Below are 15,390 nucleotides of genomic sequence, written 5' to 3'. Positions count from 1 at the left end.
GGAGTCATCGCCTTTCGCTGGGGGTGTTGTCGTCGGCGACCGGTGCGAGTTCGGGCCGGATCGCTGCGGGGCCGGGCAGCAGGTTCCGGCGGTGTAGCCGCAGCAGCGCGAGGGCCGACAGCACACCGGCCGCGGCGCACAGCAGCGAGGGCGGCCAGCTCAGGGGGCCGCCGGTGTGGTCGAGGACGGCGCCGGTGATCGAGGTGGCGACGACCGTGAAAATGCCGGACGCCAGATAGAACGCGCCGAAATAGGTTCCGGTCAGCCGAGTTCCGGCGAAGCGGCCGATCGCCTCGTTGACGAAGGGTTGCACCGCGGTCACGCCGATCGCGAGCAGCACCGCGGCCGCGACCACCGGAGCAATCCGGATCACTGTGCCCACCACGCTGTTTCCCTCGAACGGCACCACCCCCGCGACGGCGGGAGGCAGGAGGAACGCGGCTCCCATGACGGCCATCCCGAGCGCCATCGCGGGCCCGCGCTGTGGTCGGCGCGCCAGCACCGTGGTGACCCGAACCTGGAGCGCCACCACGGCGATCGTTTCGACCACGAACAGCGCCGCCACCGCCGCCGGACCGTGACCGGGCCCGGCACTGTCCTGCGCTTGCAGGGTGAACAGGAAGTAGATCTGGCTCTGCAAAGCGAACATCGGCATCAGCGCGAGGGTGAACGCCCAGAACCGGCGATCGGTGAACACCGTCGCGAAGTCGGTACCGACCCCACCCTCGTGCGCGGGCACCGGTCGCGCGGGCAGCAGCAGCCATTGCACCACGGCCAGCACCGCGAAGATCGCCGCCGCGACCAGGGCCGATATCCGGAAGCCCGCCGCTGTCAACACGGTGCCGAGTACCGGTCCGATCGCGGAGCCCGCATTGCCGAAGACGTTGAACAGCGCGAAGGCCTGCGCCGAATGCGCACCGCTGTCCCTGGCGATGAACGCGCGGACCGCCGGATTGAACAGTGCCCCCGCGAAACCGGTGAGCACCGAGGCCGCCAGCACCACCGGCAGCGAACCGCCGACGGCGAACAGCGAGAAGCCGAGTGCCCTGATCGCCAGGCCGACCATGATCACGCCGCGCGCGCCGAGCCGGTCGGCCGCCGAGCCGCCGACGAGGAACAGACCCTGCTGGCTGAGATTACGCACCCCGAGCACGATTCCGACAACGGCCGCCGACAGCGCGAGGTCGTCGAGGAGGTAGTCGGCCAGAAACGGTACGAGGAGATAGAAACCGATATGCCCCACAAGATGATTCACGAGCAGTAGCCGGACGGCCCCCGGTAGCGCGCGGAAGGTGTCGATGCCGTTCATCTGCCGGTTCCGGGCTGGAAAGCCGTTGCGGGGGTCACGCGCTCACCTCGGCGGCAGGGTCGCGGACGATCGAACATCGGCCCCAGCCGAGCACTTCGGCGCTGTCCGGGGCGGCGATCGTGGTGGGTGCGGTGGCGGGCGCGCGGAAGAGACCGTTGGTTCGGCACCAGTCGTCGTTGTAGATGGTGCCCAGATAGCGGTGTGGCCCGTCGGGGAACACGGTCAGCACGCGGGCGTCGGGTTCACGCTCGGCGACCCAGCCCGCGACCAGGGCGGCGGCGCCGGTGCTCCAGCCACCCGCGATGCCGGTGGCCGCCGCGACCCGGCGACACGACGCGACCGCCTCGGCGGCGTCGACCCAGTGCACCTCGTCGAAGTCGGCGTAGGCGACATTGCGGGGCAGGATGCTGCTGCCGAGACCGCGCATGAGCCGGCGGCGATCTGGTTGGCCGAAGATCCGGGAGCCGACGGCGTCGACCCCGATCACCCGCAGCCGAGGCCACCGTGTGCGCAGCACCCGGGCGAGCCCGGCGCAGTGCCCGCCGGAACCGATCGAGGCGACCAGCACGTCGACGCCGTCGACCTGGGCGAGGATTTCCTCGCCCATCGCCTGGTAGCCGCCCGCGTTGTCGGGGTTGTCGTACTGGTCGGGCCAGTACGCACCCGGTGTGGCGGTGAGCAATGCGGCCAGCCGATCCAGCCGCGCCTGCTGCCAGCCGCCGGAGGGGTGTGGTGCGGTGACCACGTCGAGCGGGATCTGAAACGCCGAGAACAACGCGCGGAGATCGGGTTCCAGCTCGTCGTCGACCACCAGCAGCACCGGATGGCCCAGTGCCTTGCAGGCCAGCGCCAGGCCCAGTCCCAGAGTGCCGCTGGTGGATTCGATGATCGTCGCGCCCGGCGCGAGCTCACCTCTCGCCGCAGCGGCGCGCAACATCGACACTGCCGCACGGGCTTTCATGCCCGCTACGCTCGCTGCCTCGAGTTTTGCTGTGTACCAGCTGTTTCCGGACGGAATGGGCACGGCGGGTGTGCCGCCGATCAACTGCAGAAGCGCGGGTTGCGGGGGTGTCATGACAGCTCTCGGTAGGTGACGACGGCACTCGGCCCGCCGTCGAGGGAGAAGAACGGGTAGGGCTCGGCCGAGACCGCGTGTACGCCCGCGCCCAGGAACCAGGGCAGCACCGCGCTGCCGGTCTGGGCGAACAGCACCAGCGGCAGGCCGCGCCGGTTCGCCACGGCCCGGAATTCGTCGAATGTCTCGTTACCCAGCGACATTCCGGTGACCAGCAGCGCGTCGTAGTCCGACGGAGCGTCGGCGACCGACTCGAAGACCGGCTCACCCCATTCGGTGACGCCACCGGCGAGGTCGCACGGCAGATACGTGATGGCGCGCGCCCGCAGTTCGGCGAGCAGCGAACCGACGACGCCCACCACCAGTACCCGCGACACCCCGGCGGGCAGTAGGTCGACGACGGTGCTCGCCCGGCGGCGCGACTTCGTCAGCGAGGTCGGCCCCTCGATCACCACCTGTTCGCCCTGCACGCCACCCGCGTACGGATGCGGACGCACGTGCATCAGATAGGCATCGAGCGCGGCGATCCGGACCGCGGGCACCGGATGCGCGAGCAGTTCGTCGATCGTCGCCGCGACACAGCTGTCGACCAGATCGTCGGTGGCAGAGCCGGGTTCGAGACCGCACGAGCCCACCGCCGCGCCGACCCGCAGGCTCAGCACCTCGTTGCGGTATCCGCGAGAGCGGCCCGCGTGCCGGGTGCCGTAGGCGGTGCGAAACGCCGTGGACGCGTGCAGGGTTGTGGGTTCGGGTCCGAGCCTGCCCCGGCGCGCCCACGTGATGAGCTCGGCGACGGAGTCGGGGCGCACGGCGGCGGCGATCATCGCGCAGCGTCGAGGTCGAAACGGAGATCGGCGATCAACCGCTGTGCGAGGTCGCCGGTGGTGCGGTGCGTGTCGTCCACCACCATGACGTGACCGAGATAGGTGTTGTTGTCGGTCGCGGGACGGACCTCGGTGCCGGGATCCGCCAGTTTGCGCTCCACGATCCTGGGGTCCGCCGCCCAGTTCTGTGCTCCGTCCACCGTGGTCAGCAGGCCGGTATCCGTCGGAACCGCGAACGCGACGGCCGCGCTGGCGATACCGGTCTCCCGGGGCGTGACGTCGGGATTGCCGCCCGCGACAGCTTCGGCGTGCACGGCGGTGAGGTCGATTCCGGTGACCCGTCGCACCAGTTCGGTGATGCGATTCCCGGCGGGGCGGGGGTTCACCTCGATCAGGCGGGGGCCGTGCGCGCCGAGTTTGACCTCGGTGTGGGCGACGGTCGCGTCGAGACCGAGCGCGGTGATCGCCGCGACTGCCAGCTCGGCCACCGCGGCGGAATCGCCGGGCTCGAGGGCAGCGGGGAACATGTGGCCCGACTCGATGAAGGCGGGGGCACCGGTGATCCGTTTGTCGGTCACTCCGATCACCGTCGTCCGCCCGGCGACGGTGACGGTTTCCACGCTGAATTCCGGCCCGTCCACGCACTCTTCGAGCAGGACGAGTGGTGAGCGGTGCTGTCCTCGGGCGTTGATCGGGAATCCGGCGATGGCGTCCGCCGCGACGCGCAACTCGGCCTCGTCGCCGACCCGGCGCACGAACATCCCGCCGCAGAGGTCGACCGGCTTGACCACCAGGGGATAGCCGAGTTCGGCTGCGGCGCCCACGATCTCATCCCATTCCCGCGCGACGGCGAAGGCGGGACCGGCGACACCGGCGGCACGGCAGATCAGCCTGGTCCGGTACTTGTCGCAGGCATCGGCCACCGCGGTCCGGCCGGGCCCGGGCAAGCCGAGATCGGCGGCGATCGCGGCGACGGTCGGCAGATAGTAGTCGCACGAGGTGAGCACGCCGTCGAAACCGAATGCCGCCTGCAGTTTTCGCACGTACGGCAGCAGTGTCGACTCGTCGTTGGTTTCGGCGGTGAACACGTTGGCCGCCCCGAGCAGGGGATGTGGCAGGGGTGTTCCCGGCCGCAGGTAATGCCCGAGATCTCGGGTCAGGAAGCTGAATTCGTGGCCACTGTCCTCGATTCCCGCCGGGAGCAGGGTGCTCATCGAACCGACCCAGCTCTCCACCATCAACAGGTGTCCCACATGTCCTCCAACCTCGAGCAAGATGCTAATGATAACCATTATCAATAGAAATGCGATAGTCGAGAAGGGTTAGCAGGTTCGTTACTGCTGCGAAGGGACCCGGGCTCGCATTACGCTGCGGATATGAGCTCTGCCGTGCACGGATTCACCGACGATGCCCTGGGAACGCTGGACGCGGTCGGTGTCGCCGCGGCGTTGCGCGCGGGGGAGGTGAGCCGGTCGGAGGTTCTCGAGGCCGCGATCGCCAGGACACGGCGGGTCGATCCGAGGCTGGACGCGGTGCAGGTGACGTGCTTCGATCGCGCGGCGTCGGCGCCCGAGACCGCGGGGGTCTTCGCCGGGGTGCCCGCGTTCGTGAAGGACAACACCGATATCGCGGGGCTGCCCAGCTGCCACGGCTCGGCCGCGTTCACACCGCATCCGGCCACGGTGACCAGCGGTCCCGGCGCGCAGTTCCTGCACTCGGGCGTGATCGTGCTCGGTAAGTCGACGCTGCCGGAATTCGGGCTCACCGCGAGCACCGAATTCACCGATCGCGCGCCGACCCGCAATCCGTGGAATCCGGAGTACTCGGCGGGCGCCTCCTCGGGCGGTTCGGCGGCGCTCGTGGCGGCCGGGGTGGTGCCGATCGCGCATGCCAACGACGGTGGCGGCTCGATCCGCATTCCCGCCGCGGCCAACGGTCTCGTCGGCCTGAAAACCACCCGCAACCGCCTGCTCGACCAGCCCGGCGCCCGCAAACTGCCGGTGCATCTGGTCGCCGAGGGCGTGGTCACCCGCTCGGTCCGCGATACCGCGCACTACCTGGCCGCCGTGGAACGATTCGGCGCGAATCCGGCGCTGCCGCCGGTGGGTCTGGTCGAGGGGCCGAGTGCGCGACGGCTGCGGATCGGCCTGATCACCGCCGATGTCCTCGGCCGGCCGGTGCACGCCGACAACGGCGCGGTCCTGTCCTCGGCGGCGAAGGTGCTCGAGGGTCTCGGCCACGAGATCGTCGAGACGCGGCTGGATGTGGATCCGCGCTTCGTCGAGGACTTCAAGCAGTACTGGGCGGTGATGGCCGCGGCGATGGCGCTGTCGTTCCGGCTGGGCCACCGCGGGTACTTCGATGCGCGCAAACTCGACCCGTTCACCACCGGTCTGATCGGGCTGGCCAAGCGCAATCCGCTCGCGGTGGCCGCGTCGACGTGGCGGTTGCGCGGGGGAGTCGCGGCCTATGACCGGCATTTCGCCGAGGTCGACGTGCTACTCACCCCGGTGCTCTCGCATCCCGCGCCGCGCATCGGCGAGCTCGCGCCCGGCCAGCCGTTCGACGCGCTGTTCGCCAAGCTCGCCGACTACGTCGGCTTCACTCCGCTCAACAACGTCGGTGGGGGACCCGGCATTTCGCTGCCGCACGGCCTGGTGCCCAGCGGTCTGCCCGGATCGATCCAGCTGGCCGCGCGCCGTGGTGACGAGCGGACACTGCTCGACCTGGCCTACCAGCTGGAAGCGGCAAGCCCGTTCCCGCGGATCATCGATCGGGCTGCTGCCGCGGGTGCCGCCTGATCATGTGGTGCGCACCGCGCTGATCAGGCGCTCGTCACCGCGTTGATCAGTTGTTGCGCGCCGCGACATTGATCGGGCGCAGCCGTCCCGGGCTTTCGGTGCCCGCGTCGAACGCCCAGTGCTCGCCGTCCCAGCCGGGGTAGTCGGCGCGCCATCGATCCACGAGGCGGGCGTCCTCGAGCGAGGCGACCACGCCGGCCGAACCGGTGTACTGCAGCCGCTCGTACTTGTGCCGAGTGACGGTGTCGACGGTGTGAACGGTGACCAGGGCTGACATTGACCCTCCGGGATCGAGACGAACGGTGACGTGACGAGTGCGCTACCCGGACCGTCGGCCCGGGTGCTGCGGTGGCGCGTCACCGCTCGATCCGAGAGTATGCCGCTCGCCGTGACACCGCGCAGGTTTTGAAAATCCAGTTCTTCGGATTGTTGGGTACCCGTTATGCACATCGTCGGTTTGCAAGATTTGGTTACGGCGGTGGTGGCAGTTCACCAGCTCGGGCGGACTCGCCCCGGGGTGACGACGCGACCCAGCGCCTTGCTGACCTGGGTGAGGGTGGTCGCGCCGAGGGTGTCCGACCAGGTCTGGGTGAACTCGGCCATGGCGGCGTCGGCGGCTCGCGTGCATGCCCAGCCGCGTTCGGTGAGGGTGATCAGGCGGGCGCGCGCATCGCGCGGGTGTGGATTGCGATCGGCATAGCCCTTGGTGACCAGCTCGTCGACCAGCTGACTGGCTGCCTGTTTGGTGACGCCGAGGTGGTCGGCGATCTCCCCGACCGTCGCACCGTCGGGCGCCATGCGGACGAACGCGAAGCCGTGCGTCGGCCGGATGTCGGTGAACCCCGCCGCGGCGACCCTGGCGTGCACCGCCTCGGTCACCTCGGCCGCTGCCGCGAGCAACAGGAGGGGGAGGTCTGCGTTCACGGGCACGACAGTCATTCTGGCACTTGACACAATAGTCAATCTACTTGACTATATAGACAAGTTGATTGACCTTATGGAGGTTTCGAATGCCGGTGATCCGTTCCGCAGACGCGCAGGTGCACGAGGTGCACAACGCCCGCTTCACGTCCCTCGTCCGACCCGGCACCGGCAGTGCCGAGCTGTGCGTCTGGCAGACCGAGGTTCGGGCCGATTCGGTCGGCGTGCCCCATCGCATCCTGGGGGAGGAGGCGTTCGTTGTGCTGTCGGGCGAGGTGACCATGACGATCGACGGCGAATCCGCGCCGATGAAACCCGGTGACGCGGCGGTCGCGCCCGCCGGTTCGATGATCGCCCTCGCGAACTCGGCCGACGAGATCGCCAGGCTGCTGGTGACTGTGCGGGTCGGCTTCGCGGCCGAGCTCCCCGACGGCTCTACCTTCACCCCGCCCTGGGCATCCTGAGCCGTCCTCGCGACTGTTTCTAGCCCTGAACTTGAAAGTTTGGCTACCCGAACAATATAATTCTGGAATGAGGGTTGGGTTCTACCGTTCGCCGGCGCGCCGCCGGGTGCTTGCGGCATGTGTTCTGAGTGTCATCGCGTTCGCGCTCACTGCCTGCGGTGGGATCACCTCCGATGACGACGGGAAGAAGGTGGTTCTCACCACCTTCACGGTCCTGGCCGACATGGCACGGAATGTGGCAGGCGAGCATCTGCGGGTCGAATCGATTACCAAGGTGGGGGCTGAGATCCATGGGTACGAGCCGACGCCGGGCGATATCAAGAAGGCCGCCAAGGCTGATCTGATCCTGGACAACGGGCTGAACCTCGAGGCCTGGTTCACCCAGTTCGTCGCCGACCTCGATGTGCCGCACGCCGTGGTCAGCGAGGGGGTGGCGCCGATGGACATCAGCGAGGACGCCTACCGGGGCAAGCCCAATCCGCACGCCTGGATGTCGCCGGTGAACGCGCAGATCTACGTCGGCAACATGGTCCGCGCGTTCACCGATCTCGACCCCGAACACGCCGACGCCTACCGTGCCAACGGCGATGCCTACAAGACGCAGCTCGGCGCCGTGCGCGACGATCTCGTCGCCGCGGTGAACACCCTGCCCGCCGACCAGCGCGCCCTGGTCACCTGCGAGGGCGCGTTCTCCTACCTGGCTCGCGACGCGGGGCTGACCGAGAAGTACATCTGGCCGGTCAACGCCGAACAGCAGGCCACCCCGCAGCAGATCGGCTCGACCATCGACTTCGTTCGCCAGCGCGGCGTGCCCGCCGTGTTCTGTGAATCGACGGTGTCGGACGCGCCGATGCAACGCGTGGTCGAGGCGTCCGGTTCACGGTTCGGCGGCGTGCTCTATGTCGACTCGCTGTCCGAGGCCGACGGACCGGTCCCGACCTACTTGGACCTGATCCGCCACGACGCGAAGACCATCGCGACCGCACTCGCCGGAGTCTCGAAATGACCGCACCGGTAGTCGAAATCCAGGACGTGACAGTCCACTACGGTGATGTGCTCGCGCTCGACACTGTCGAACTGACCCTGAAATCGGGCCGGGTGTGCGGGCTGATCGGTATGAACGGCTCGGGCAAGTCGACGCTGTTCAAGACCGTGATGGGGCTGGTCACGCCCGATCGAGGCCGGGTGCTGATCAACGGCCGCCCCCCGGCCGCCGCGCGCAAGGCGGGCAGTCTCGGTTACGTGCCGCAGTCCGAGGACGTGGACTGGAGTTTCCCGCTGTCGGTGCGCGATGTGGTGATGACCGGGCGCTACGGGAAAATGGGTTTCACCCGCCGGGCGAGCAAGGCCGACCGTGCCGCCGTCGACGCCGCGCTGGCCCGCGTCGAACTCACCGACCTGGCCGACCGGCAGATCGGGCAGCTGTCGGGTGGTCAGAAGAAGCGCACGTTCGTGGCTCGGGGCATCGCCCAGGAGGCCACGATCCTGCTGCTCGACGAGCCGTTCGCCGGTGTCGACAAGCGCTCCGAGGCGACCATCACCGCGCTGTTGCGTGAGCTCGCCGCCGACGGGGCCACCATCCTGGTGTCCACCCATGATCTGCACGCGTTGCCCCAATTGGCCGACGAGGCAGTGCTGTTGAACCGCCGGGTGCTCGAGCACGGCGACCCCGATGTGGTGTTGCGCCCGGAGAACCTGGCCAAGGCCTTCGGCCTGGATGTGGACGGAGACCGATGAGCCTCGAGGAATTCTTCATCGACCCGCTGCGCTACGAATTCATGGTGCGCGCGCTGGCCACCACGGTCACGGCCGCCGTGGTCTGTGCGGTGCTGTCGTGCTGGCTGGTGCTGATCGGCTGGTCGCTGATGGGTGACGCGGTATCGCACGCGGTGCTGCCCGGTGTGGTGCTGGCCTACATCGTCGGCTGGCCGTTCGCTGTCGGCGCGGTGATCTTCGGGTTCCTCGCGGTGGCGTTGATCGGCGTGGTCCGCGATACGAGCCGGGTGAAGGAAGACGCCGCCATCGGCATCGTGTTCACCACCCTGTTCGCGTTCGGCTTGGTGCTGGTGTCGGTGACGCCGAGCCAGACCGACCTGAACCACATCGTCTTCGGCAACCTGCTCGGCGTGAGCCGCGGCGAGATGATCCAGATCATGATCCTGGCCGCCATCGTCCTGGTCGCCCTGGTCCTCAAACGCCGCGACTTCACCCTCTACGCCTTCGACGCCACCCACGCCCACGCCATCGGCCTCAACCCCCGCGTGCTCGGCACCGCTCTGCTGGCCCTGCTGGCCCTGACCTCGGTGGTCGCGTTGCAAGCGGTCGGCGTGGTGCTGGTGGTGGCCATGCTGATCATCCCCGGCGCCACCGCCTATCTCCTGACCGACCGCTTCTCCCGCATGCTCGTCATCGCTCCCACCATCTCGGTGCTGTGCGCGGTGACCGGCCTCTACATCAGCTACCACCTCGACACCGCCGCCGGCGGCATGGTCGTGGTGACCCAGGGCGTCGCCTTCACCTTCGTCTACCTCTTCGCCCCCCGCCACGGCGTGATCGGCCGCCGGATCACCGCCTCCCGCGCCAGGAAAACCGTGGCCACCCTCGGTGCCGTCGACTAGCGGTCCCGGTCCCGCGGCGATGGATCCGATCGTGTCGGTGTGTGGTGTCAGGATGTGGGCATGAATGTCACCGGGGAGGACGTCCGCGCCTTCGTGCTGTCGCTGCCGCAGACGACAGAGCATTTCGCCTGGGGCATGCCGATTTTCAAGGTCGCGGGCAAGCTGTTCCTCACCCTGCCCGAGGACGAGACCTCGATGGCGGTCCGCTGCCCGATTCTCGATCGCGACGAACTGGTCCTCGCCGAACCCGGCAAATTCTGGATCGCCTCGCACGAGTCCGGTAACCCCTGGGTCCGCGTCCGCCTGGCGTCACTCGACGATCGCGAGGAACTGGAAGCCATCGTCACCGACTCGTGGTGTCAGGCCGCCCCGCGGGCCTTGCTGGATGCGGATCAGTGAGCGCGAGACAGCTCGTCGGCCGCGAGGTCGTTACAGCACCGGTGTGATCGTGGCCTCGATCGTCTGGATGGAGTCCACCGGGATGACGAAGGTCTCGGTGATCTCCACGGTGGTCAGGCGGATGTCGGCCACTCCGGCGTCGAGGAGGTAGTGGGTGGTGACCGTGTCGCCGGATTCGGACATGGTGAGGTCGCGAATGCCCTGGATCACGCGGTACTGGAGGCCGTTCTCCAAGTCGGCGCTCAGCTGGGGGCCCGAGTAGCCGGTTCGGATGCCGACCTCGACGCGGGTGGCGTCGGGGGCGAAGGGGACCGCGCTCGCGTCGTGGGACACCAGGGCGTCGAGGTAGGCGCGGGCAATGGCCTGACGGGGTGAGTCGGCCGCATTCGGTTCTGCCGCAACGGTTGCCGTGCCGAGTGCGAGGAAAACGGCGGCCAGAGCCGAAACGTGAGTGATTCTCATGTACAGATGCTGGCGGTCCGGACCGGTCAGCGCAACCGGGAGTGCGCGAGTAGTCGACGTCGCGGCCCGGTAGGGTCGGAGCTCCTATGGCACTCAGCGCAACACTGCACAACTTCGCCGTTCAGCTCGCCGATGTGGATCGGGGGGTGTACGAGGATCTCGAGTTGCGGGTTGCCCGGCACCCGTCGGAGACGGCCGAGTACATGATCACCCGGATCCTCGCGTACTGCTTGCAGTACGAGGAGGGGATCGTGTTCAGCGACGGCGGGATCTCGGCCACCGATGAGCCCGCGGTGCAGGTTCGGGATATGACCGGCCGGACGACCGCGTGGATCGAGGTCGGCGCGCCCGACGCGGACCGTATTCACCGCGGGAGCAAACTCGCTGGTCGGGCCGTGGTCTATACCCACCGCGACCCGGCGAAGGTGCTCGCGCAGTACGCGGGCAAGAAGATTCACAACGCGGCGCAGATTCCACTGATCAGTTTCGATCGCGCGTTCATCGATGAGGCCGCGGGACTGGTCGACCGTCGCAATACCGCTACCCTCTCGGTCACCGAGGGCGTGCTCTATCTGGACCTCAACGGCACCAGCTTGCGCACCGATATCACCGAGCAGCCCCTCGGCTGAGGCCGGCACGGAGTAGCTTGGCTGGCACCGGTGACGCTCGGCCCGAGCGCTGTGGACCGCACCGGTCTCGTCGTCGAGTGGAGGTCGCGGTGCCCGGTGTGATGAGTCGGTTCGTGATTCCGGGCTTCCTGCGGGTCACCCGGCGCAACCGGAATTACGTCGATGCCGAGCTGGCCGCAGCGCACGTGCGCGAGCGCGCGCTGCGGCCCCTTGCCTACGGTCCGCCGCGCACACTCCGCGGTGTCGAGATCTCGGTGGAGCACGACCGTGGCTGGCCGATCTACACGCTGACCCCGTCGGACGGGATCTCCCGCGGTGGCCTCGTGTACGCGCACGGTGGCGGCTGGGTGGGCGAAATCGCTTCGCAACATTGGCAACTCGCGGCCAGGATCGCCGCGCGGACGCATCTCGTCGTGACGGTCCCGATCTATCCGCTGATTCCGTTCGGCACCGCGGCGGAGGTGATTCCCCGTGTCGCCGAACTGGTCACAGCGGCCGACGAGCGCTACGGTCCGACCTTCCTCGCCGGCGACTCCGCGGGCGGTCAGATCGCGCTGTCCACCGCGCTGCACCTGCGCGACGCGGGTCATATCGTCCCCCGCACGCTGCTGATCTCTCCTGCGCTCGACCTCACTCTCGAGAACCCCGAGATCGATGCGGTTCTGCTGCGTGACCCGTGGCTGGGTCGCGACGGTGGGCTGGTGTTCGGCCGGATGTGGAGCGGCGAACTCTCGATGAAGGATCCCCTGGTCAGCCCCCTGTTCGGCGACTTCGGCGGGCTGGGCCCGATCACCGTGTTCACCGGCACCGACGACATCCTGAACCCCGACGCCCGCCTGCTGGCGGCGAAGGCGCGCGCGGCGGGCGTCGACCTCGACTATCAGGAAGAACCCGGACTCGTGCACGTTTACCCGTTGACGCCCAGCCCCGAAGGGGCGGCGGCCCGTCGCCGGATCATCGCCACCTTGCGCGCCGAACTCGATGCGGCACACAGCATCTCGTGAGACGGCTCACCGTTCGGTCAGGTGCACCGTGAACAGGATCGTCAGCTGAGTGACCGCCTGGTCGAACGGATGCGCGGACTTGAGCGCGCGGCTGTGCACGATCGTGCCCTCGATGGTGGTGAGCAGGAACCCGGCCAGCGACACCGCGGTCGATCGCTCGATCCCGGTGGCGACGATCCCGTCGGCGAGCCGGGCGGTCCATTCGGCGAACGCCTGGCCCGCGATGGACTGGACGGCGGGGTCGAGTTCGTCGAGAGCGGCCGCCATCATGAACGAGCCCGCGGTGTAGTCGGATTTCTCCAGCGGGGCGCGCCAGAAGGCGAGCAGGTCGGTGAGCCACTGCTGGGCCGACGGCGCGGTCTGCAGGGCGTCGGCCATGGCGCTCACATGTGAGTACACCAGGCGTGCCACGATCCGTGCCGCTGTCTGCACCAATTCGCCCTTTCCGGACGGGAAGTGCTGGTACAGCGAGTTGCGTGAGGTCCTGCTGCGCTCGAGTAGTTCGCTGAGGGAGGACGCGTGCACGCCGTGTTCCTGGACGGTGCTGATCGTGTGCTCGATGAGTCGGGCGCGTGGTCCGGCGGCCATCCGATCTTCTCCTACCCCTTGATTGAACCGATCGGTTCATGTTAGACCTATTCCTACGTGAACCGATCGGTTCATATGGAGAGGATGTCATGCCCACCCCCATTGCCACCGCGGTTCCGGTCACCCACGCGGGAATTCTCGGCCTCGGCGTGTACCGCCCGCGCCGTGTCGTGCCCAACTCCGAGATCGTCGACGCGATCGAGTCCTCGGACGAGTGGATCAAGACCCGTTCCGGGATCGCCGCCCGGCACTGGGCCGAGCCCGACGAGACGATCGTCTCGATGAGTGTCGCGGCTGCTCGGGACGCGCTCACGGCGTCGGGGGTGAGCGCCGAGCAGATCGACGCGGTGGTGCTGGCGACGTCGTCGCAGATGGTGCTCGGTCCGTCGGCGGGCGCGGTGGTGGCGACCGAACTCGGCATGCACGACACCGCCGCGTTCGACATCTCCGCGGGCTGCGCGGGCTTCTGCTACGCGTTGGCCGATGCGGCGAATCTGGTGCGCTCGGGTCAGGCGCGGCAGGTGCTGGTGATCGGTGTGGAGCGATTGTCGGATCTGCTCGACACCACCGATCGCGGGTGCGCGTTCATCTTCGCCGACGGTGCCGGCGCGGTCGTCGTCGGGCCGGCCGAGCAGGAGGGGATCGGCCCGGTCGCGTGGGGGTCGGATGGCGCGCGCACCTCGGCGATCAAGCAGGACAAGGACTTCCTGGAGTATTTCGCCGAAGTCGCCGCGGCGGAGGCCAGCGGTGGCACGTCGCAACGTCCCTACATCCGGATGAACGGCACCGAGGTCTTCCGCTGGGCCGTCACGTTTCTGGAGAAGGCGTGTCGTGACGCGCTCGACCTCGCGGGCCTCACGGCTCACGACCTCGACGCGTTCGTTCCGCACCAGGCCAATATCCGCATCACCGACGCGCTGGTCCGCACCCTCGGCCTGCCCGAAACTGTCGCCGTCGCGCGCGACATCATCGAAACCGGCAACACCAGCGCCGCCTCCATTCCGATGGCCATGGAACAGCTGGTGCGCTCCGGCGCCGCCGACCCCGGCGACACCGCGCTGCTACTCGGCTTCGGCGCCGGTCTGGCCTACGCGGGCCAGGTCGTCCACCTGCCGCCGATCGCCTAGTTCTTCAGCGCACGCAGATATTGGCGGTAGACGCGTTGTGCGACAAAGGAATTCTCTGCTCAGGTCGTCACGCGTTCGCCTTCTCGCGTAGCGACCGCTGGGTCACCGGTACCGCGTAGGCCGCGCCGTCGCGGATGCCGAATTCGAAGCGGCAGGGGAACAGTGAGGGTAGGCCGGTGGCGCGTAGGTCGAAGTTCGCGGCGAGGGTTTGCATGGCCCAGTTCTGCAGCGAATCCGGGAGCTGCAGGGTGGTGCCGTCGACGCAGCACACATAGGCGTGGGCCTGTTCGCCGTCGACGGGGAGGGGGTTGCGCAGACCGACCGCGCCGATTTCCAGAATTCGTCCGGCGTTGTGGGAAGTAGCGACGCTCGGCAAATCCAACTCGATGTCGTCCATGCGGAAAACCGTAGCGCAGCAACTATTCAGGGAACACCGAAATCGCGTGGTCTTGACGAACTTCGCCGATGTCGCAAAAGTGGGAAAGTGCGAGGTCTGTTCGCCGCGCCACGGCGGAGCTCGGCGCACTGCGCGCCGGGCCCTGCCGCCGCGACGTCAGCCGATCGCGAAGCGCAGCAACGCCTGGCGATCGCCCTGCTTGATCTTGCCCTTGCGGTCGAGGACCTCCAGCTGCCACACCGGACCGTTGCGGAAGGTCCGCGCGATCGCGTTGGCGTTCTCCGCGCCGAGCAATGACGGCCAGATATCGGCGACAGGCTGGGTATCGCCCCCGGTCGCGTCGTAGATCTTGAACGAGACGTTGTTCGCCTTCTCGAAGGAACTGCCCTTCTTGAACGCGACGGCCACGAAGACGATGGAGTCGATCGCGGGGGGAACAGTGGCGAACGTGACGTGCACGGTCTCGTCGTCGCCCGCGGCCGCACCGGTCTGCTCGTCGCCGGTGTGCAGCACCGATCCGTTGCCGAGCGGATCGAGTGAATCCAGGCCGGCGAATCGCACCGGCTCAGCACCCTGGAACAGCACGGCGATCAGATCGAGGTCGACACCGCGCTTGCGCCGGGCCATTCCGAGAATTCCACCGCTGGAACCCGCCGACGGATCCCAGCTCACCCCCACGCTCATTTTGGTGATACCGGCGAGATCGGCCGCGCCGTCTTCCTTCTTGAGAGTAATCACGATTTTCAGGCTACGGACTTCGCTCGCCGCGTGC

General features: G+C 68.1%; 19 protein-coding genes. 9 read left to right on the top strand and 10 right to left on the bottom strand.

Annotated elements, in window-relative coordinates; all coding sequences use genetic code 11:
- Positions 1-4: 4 nt before the first annotated feature.
- Genes ACWDXS_RS27400 through ACWDXS_RS27385 form a run of 4 tightly spaced genes read right to left on the bottom strand, consistent with a single transcriptional unit; the run spans position 5 to position 4,482 of the window.
- The gene (locus ACWDXS_RS27400; protein ID WP_449969923.1) at positions 5-1,309 is read right to left on the bottom strand and encodes an MFS transporter; all 1,305 of its coding nucleotides are present in this window, start codon (positions 1,307-1,309) and stop codon (positions 5-7) included.
- Between the two features lie 34 nt (positions 1,310-1,343).
- Positions 1,344-2,384: a PLP-dependent cysteine synthase family protein gene (locus ACWDXS_RS27395; RefSeq protein ID WP_378994726.1), complete on the bottom strand. Its 1,041-nt coding sequence runs from the start codon at positions 2,382-2,384 to the stop codon at positions 1,344-1,346.
- A complete protein-coding gene (locus ACWDXS_RS27390; protein WP_449969919.1) occupies positions 2,381-3,208 on the bottom strand; it encodes a hypothetical protein in 828 nt (275 codons plus the stop codon). Before ACWDXS_RS27390 ends, ACWDXS_RS27395 begins: the two co-directional genes overlap by 4 nt.
- On the bottom strand, positions 3,205-4,482 hold the full coding sequence (locus tag ACWDXS_RS27385; RefSeq protein WP_449969916.1) for an ATP-grasp domain-containing protein: 1,278 nt from the start codon (positions 4,480-4,482) through the stop codon (positions 3,205-3,207). The genes ACWDXS_RS27390 and ACWDXS_RS27385 overlap by 4 nt, the downstream gene beginning before the upstream one ends.
- Before the next feature lie 102 nt (positions 4,483-4,584).
- Here ACWDXS_RS27385 and ACWDXS_RS27380 point away from each other — a divergent pair, with 102 nt between their 5' ends.
- Positions 4,585-6,009, top strand: coding sequence for an amidase (locus ACWDXS_RS27380; protein ID WP_449969913.1), 1,425 nt, complete (start codon positions 4,585-4,587; stop codon positions 6,007-6,009).
- Between the two features lie 46 nt (positions 6,010-6,055).
- Here ACWDXS_RS27380 and ACWDXS_RS27375 read toward each other — a convergent pair whose 3' ends face one another.
- Both ACWDXS_RS27375 and ACWDXS_RS27370 read right to left on the bottom strand, forming a co-directional pair.
- The gene (locus ACWDXS_RS27375; protein WP_449969910.1) at positions 6,056-6,286 is read right to left on the bottom strand and encodes a hypothetical protein; all 231 of its coding nucleotides are present in this window, start codon (positions 6,284-6,286) and stop codon (positions 6,056-6,058) included.
- Between the two features lie 212 nt (positions 6,287-6,498).
- Positions 6,499-6,939: a MarR family winged helix-turn-helix transcriptional regulator gene (locus ACWDXS_RS27370; protein ID WP_379315229.1), complete on the bottom strand. Its 441-nt coding sequence runs from the start codon at positions 6,937-6,939 to the stop codon at positions 6,499-6,501.
- 80 nt (positions 6,940-7,019) lie between these two features.
- Between ACWDXS_RS27370 and ACWDXS_RS27365 the strand changes: the two genes are divergently transcribed.
- The 5 genes from ACWDXS_RS27365 (at position 7,020) to ACWDXS_RS27345 (ending at position 10,411) form a co-directional block, all read left to right on the top strand.
- Positions 7,020-7,394, top strand: a complete 375-nt coding sequence (locus ACWDXS_RS27365) for a cupin domain-containing protein (protein ID WP_378994713.1) — start codon at positions 7,020-7,022, stop codon at positions 7,392-7,394.
- Between the two features lie 67 nt (positions 7,395-7,461).
- Positions 7,462-8,400 (top strand): metal ABC transporter substrate-binding protein, encoded by a 939-nt coding sequence (locus ACWDXS_RS27360; RefSeq protein WP_449969905.1) that lies wholly within the window; start codon positions 7,462-7,464, stop codon positions 8,398-8,400.
- Positions 8,397-9,131, top strand: a complete 735-nt coding sequence (locus ACWDXS_RS27355; protein WP_358116468.1) for a metal ABC transporter ATP-binding protein — start codon at positions 8,397-8,399, stop codon at positions 9,129-9,131. The genes ACWDXS_RS27360 and ACWDXS_RS27355 overlap by 4 nt, the downstream gene beginning before the upstream one ends.
- Positions 9,128-10,012 carry a metal ABC transporter permease gene (locus tag ACWDXS_RS27350; protein ID WP_378994708.1) on the top strand — a complete coding sequence of 295 codons (885 nt, stop codon included), beginning with the start codon at positions 9,128-9,130 and terminating at the stop codon, positions 10,010-10,012. Before ACWDXS_RS27355 ends, ACWDXS_RS27350 begins: the two co-directional genes overlap by 4 nt.
- 60 nt (positions 10,013-10,072) lie before the next feature.
- Positions 10,073-10,411 carry an MmcQ/YjbR family DNA-binding protein gene (locus ACWDXS_RS27345; RefSeq protein ID WP_378994706.1) on the top strand — a complete coding sequence of 113 codons (339 nt, stop codon included), beginning with the start codon at positions 10,073-10,075 and terminating at the stop codon, positions 10,409-10,411.
- Between the two features lie 30 nt (positions 10,412-10,441).
- On the opposite strand, the gene ACWDXS_RS27340 is transcribed toward ACWDXS_RS27345, so the two are convergent.
- Positions 10,442-10,873 (bottom strand): hypothetical protein, encoded by a 432-nt coding sequence (locus ACWDXS_RS27340; protein ID WP_387445327.1) that lies wholly within the window; start codon positions 10,871-10,873, stop codon positions 10,442-10,444.
- Positions 10,874-10,959: 86 nt separating this feature from the next.
- On the opposite strand from ACWDXS_RS27340, the gene ACWDXS_RS27335 reads away from it, so the two are divergent.
- The gene (locus ACWDXS_RS27335) at positions 10,960-11,502 is read left to right on the top strand and encodes a YaeQ family protein (protein WP_449969899.1); all 543 of its coding nucleotides are present in this window, start codon (positions 10,960-10,962) and stop codon (positions 11,500-11,502) included.
- Between the two features lie 101 nt (positions 11,503-11,603).
- On the top strand, positions 11,604-12,506 hold the full coding sequence (locus ACWDXS_RS27330) for an alpha/beta hydrolase fold domain-containing protein (protein ID WP_449969896.1): 903 nt from the start codon (positions 11,604-11,606) through the stop codon (positions 12,504-12,506).
- 6 nt (positions 12,507-12,512) lie between these two features.
- Here ACWDXS_RS27330 and ACWDXS_RS27325 read toward each other — a convergent pair whose 3' ends face one another.
- A complete protein-coding gene (locus ACWDXS_RS27325) occupies positions 12,513-13,094 on the bottom strand; it encodes a TetR/AcrR family transcriptional regulator (RefSeq protein ID WP_378994698.1) in 582 nt (193 codons plus the stop codon).
- Between the two features lie 89 nt (positions 13,095-13,183).
- Between ACWDXS_RS27325 and ACWDXS_RS27320 the strand changes: the two genes are divergently transcribed.
- Positions 13,184-14,221, top strand: coding sequence for a beta-ketoacyl-ACP synthase III (locus ACWDXS_RS27320; RefSeq protein ID WP_378994695.1), 1,038 nt, complete (start codon positions 13,184-13,186; stop codon positions 14,219-14,221).
- A gap of 67 nt (positions 14,222-14,288) precedes the next feature.
- Here ACWDXS_RS27320 and ACWDXS_RS27315 read toward each other — a convergent pair whose 3' ends face one another.
- Positions 14,289-14,618 carry a hypothetical protein gene (locus ACWDXS_RS27315; protein ID WP_378994692.1) on the bottom strand — a complete coding sequence of 110 codons (330 nt, stop codon included), beginning with the start codon at positions 14,616-14,618 and terminating at the stop codon, positions 14,289-14,291.
- Positions 14,619-14,774: 156 nt separating this feature from the next.
- On the bottom strand, positions 14,775-15,356 hold the full coding sequence (locus ACWDXS_RS27310; RefSeq protein ID WP_101464103.1) for a TerD family protein: 582 nt from the start codon (positions 15,354-15,356) through the stop codon (positions 14,775-14,777).
- Positions 15,357-15,390 lie beyond the last annotated feature (34 nt).

It is taken from the genome of Nocardia sp. NPDC003183 (assembly GCF_053590715.1).
The sequence above is the reverse complement of the archived record's forward strand: the minus strand, read 5'-3'. Positions and strand labels throughout refer to the sequence as shown.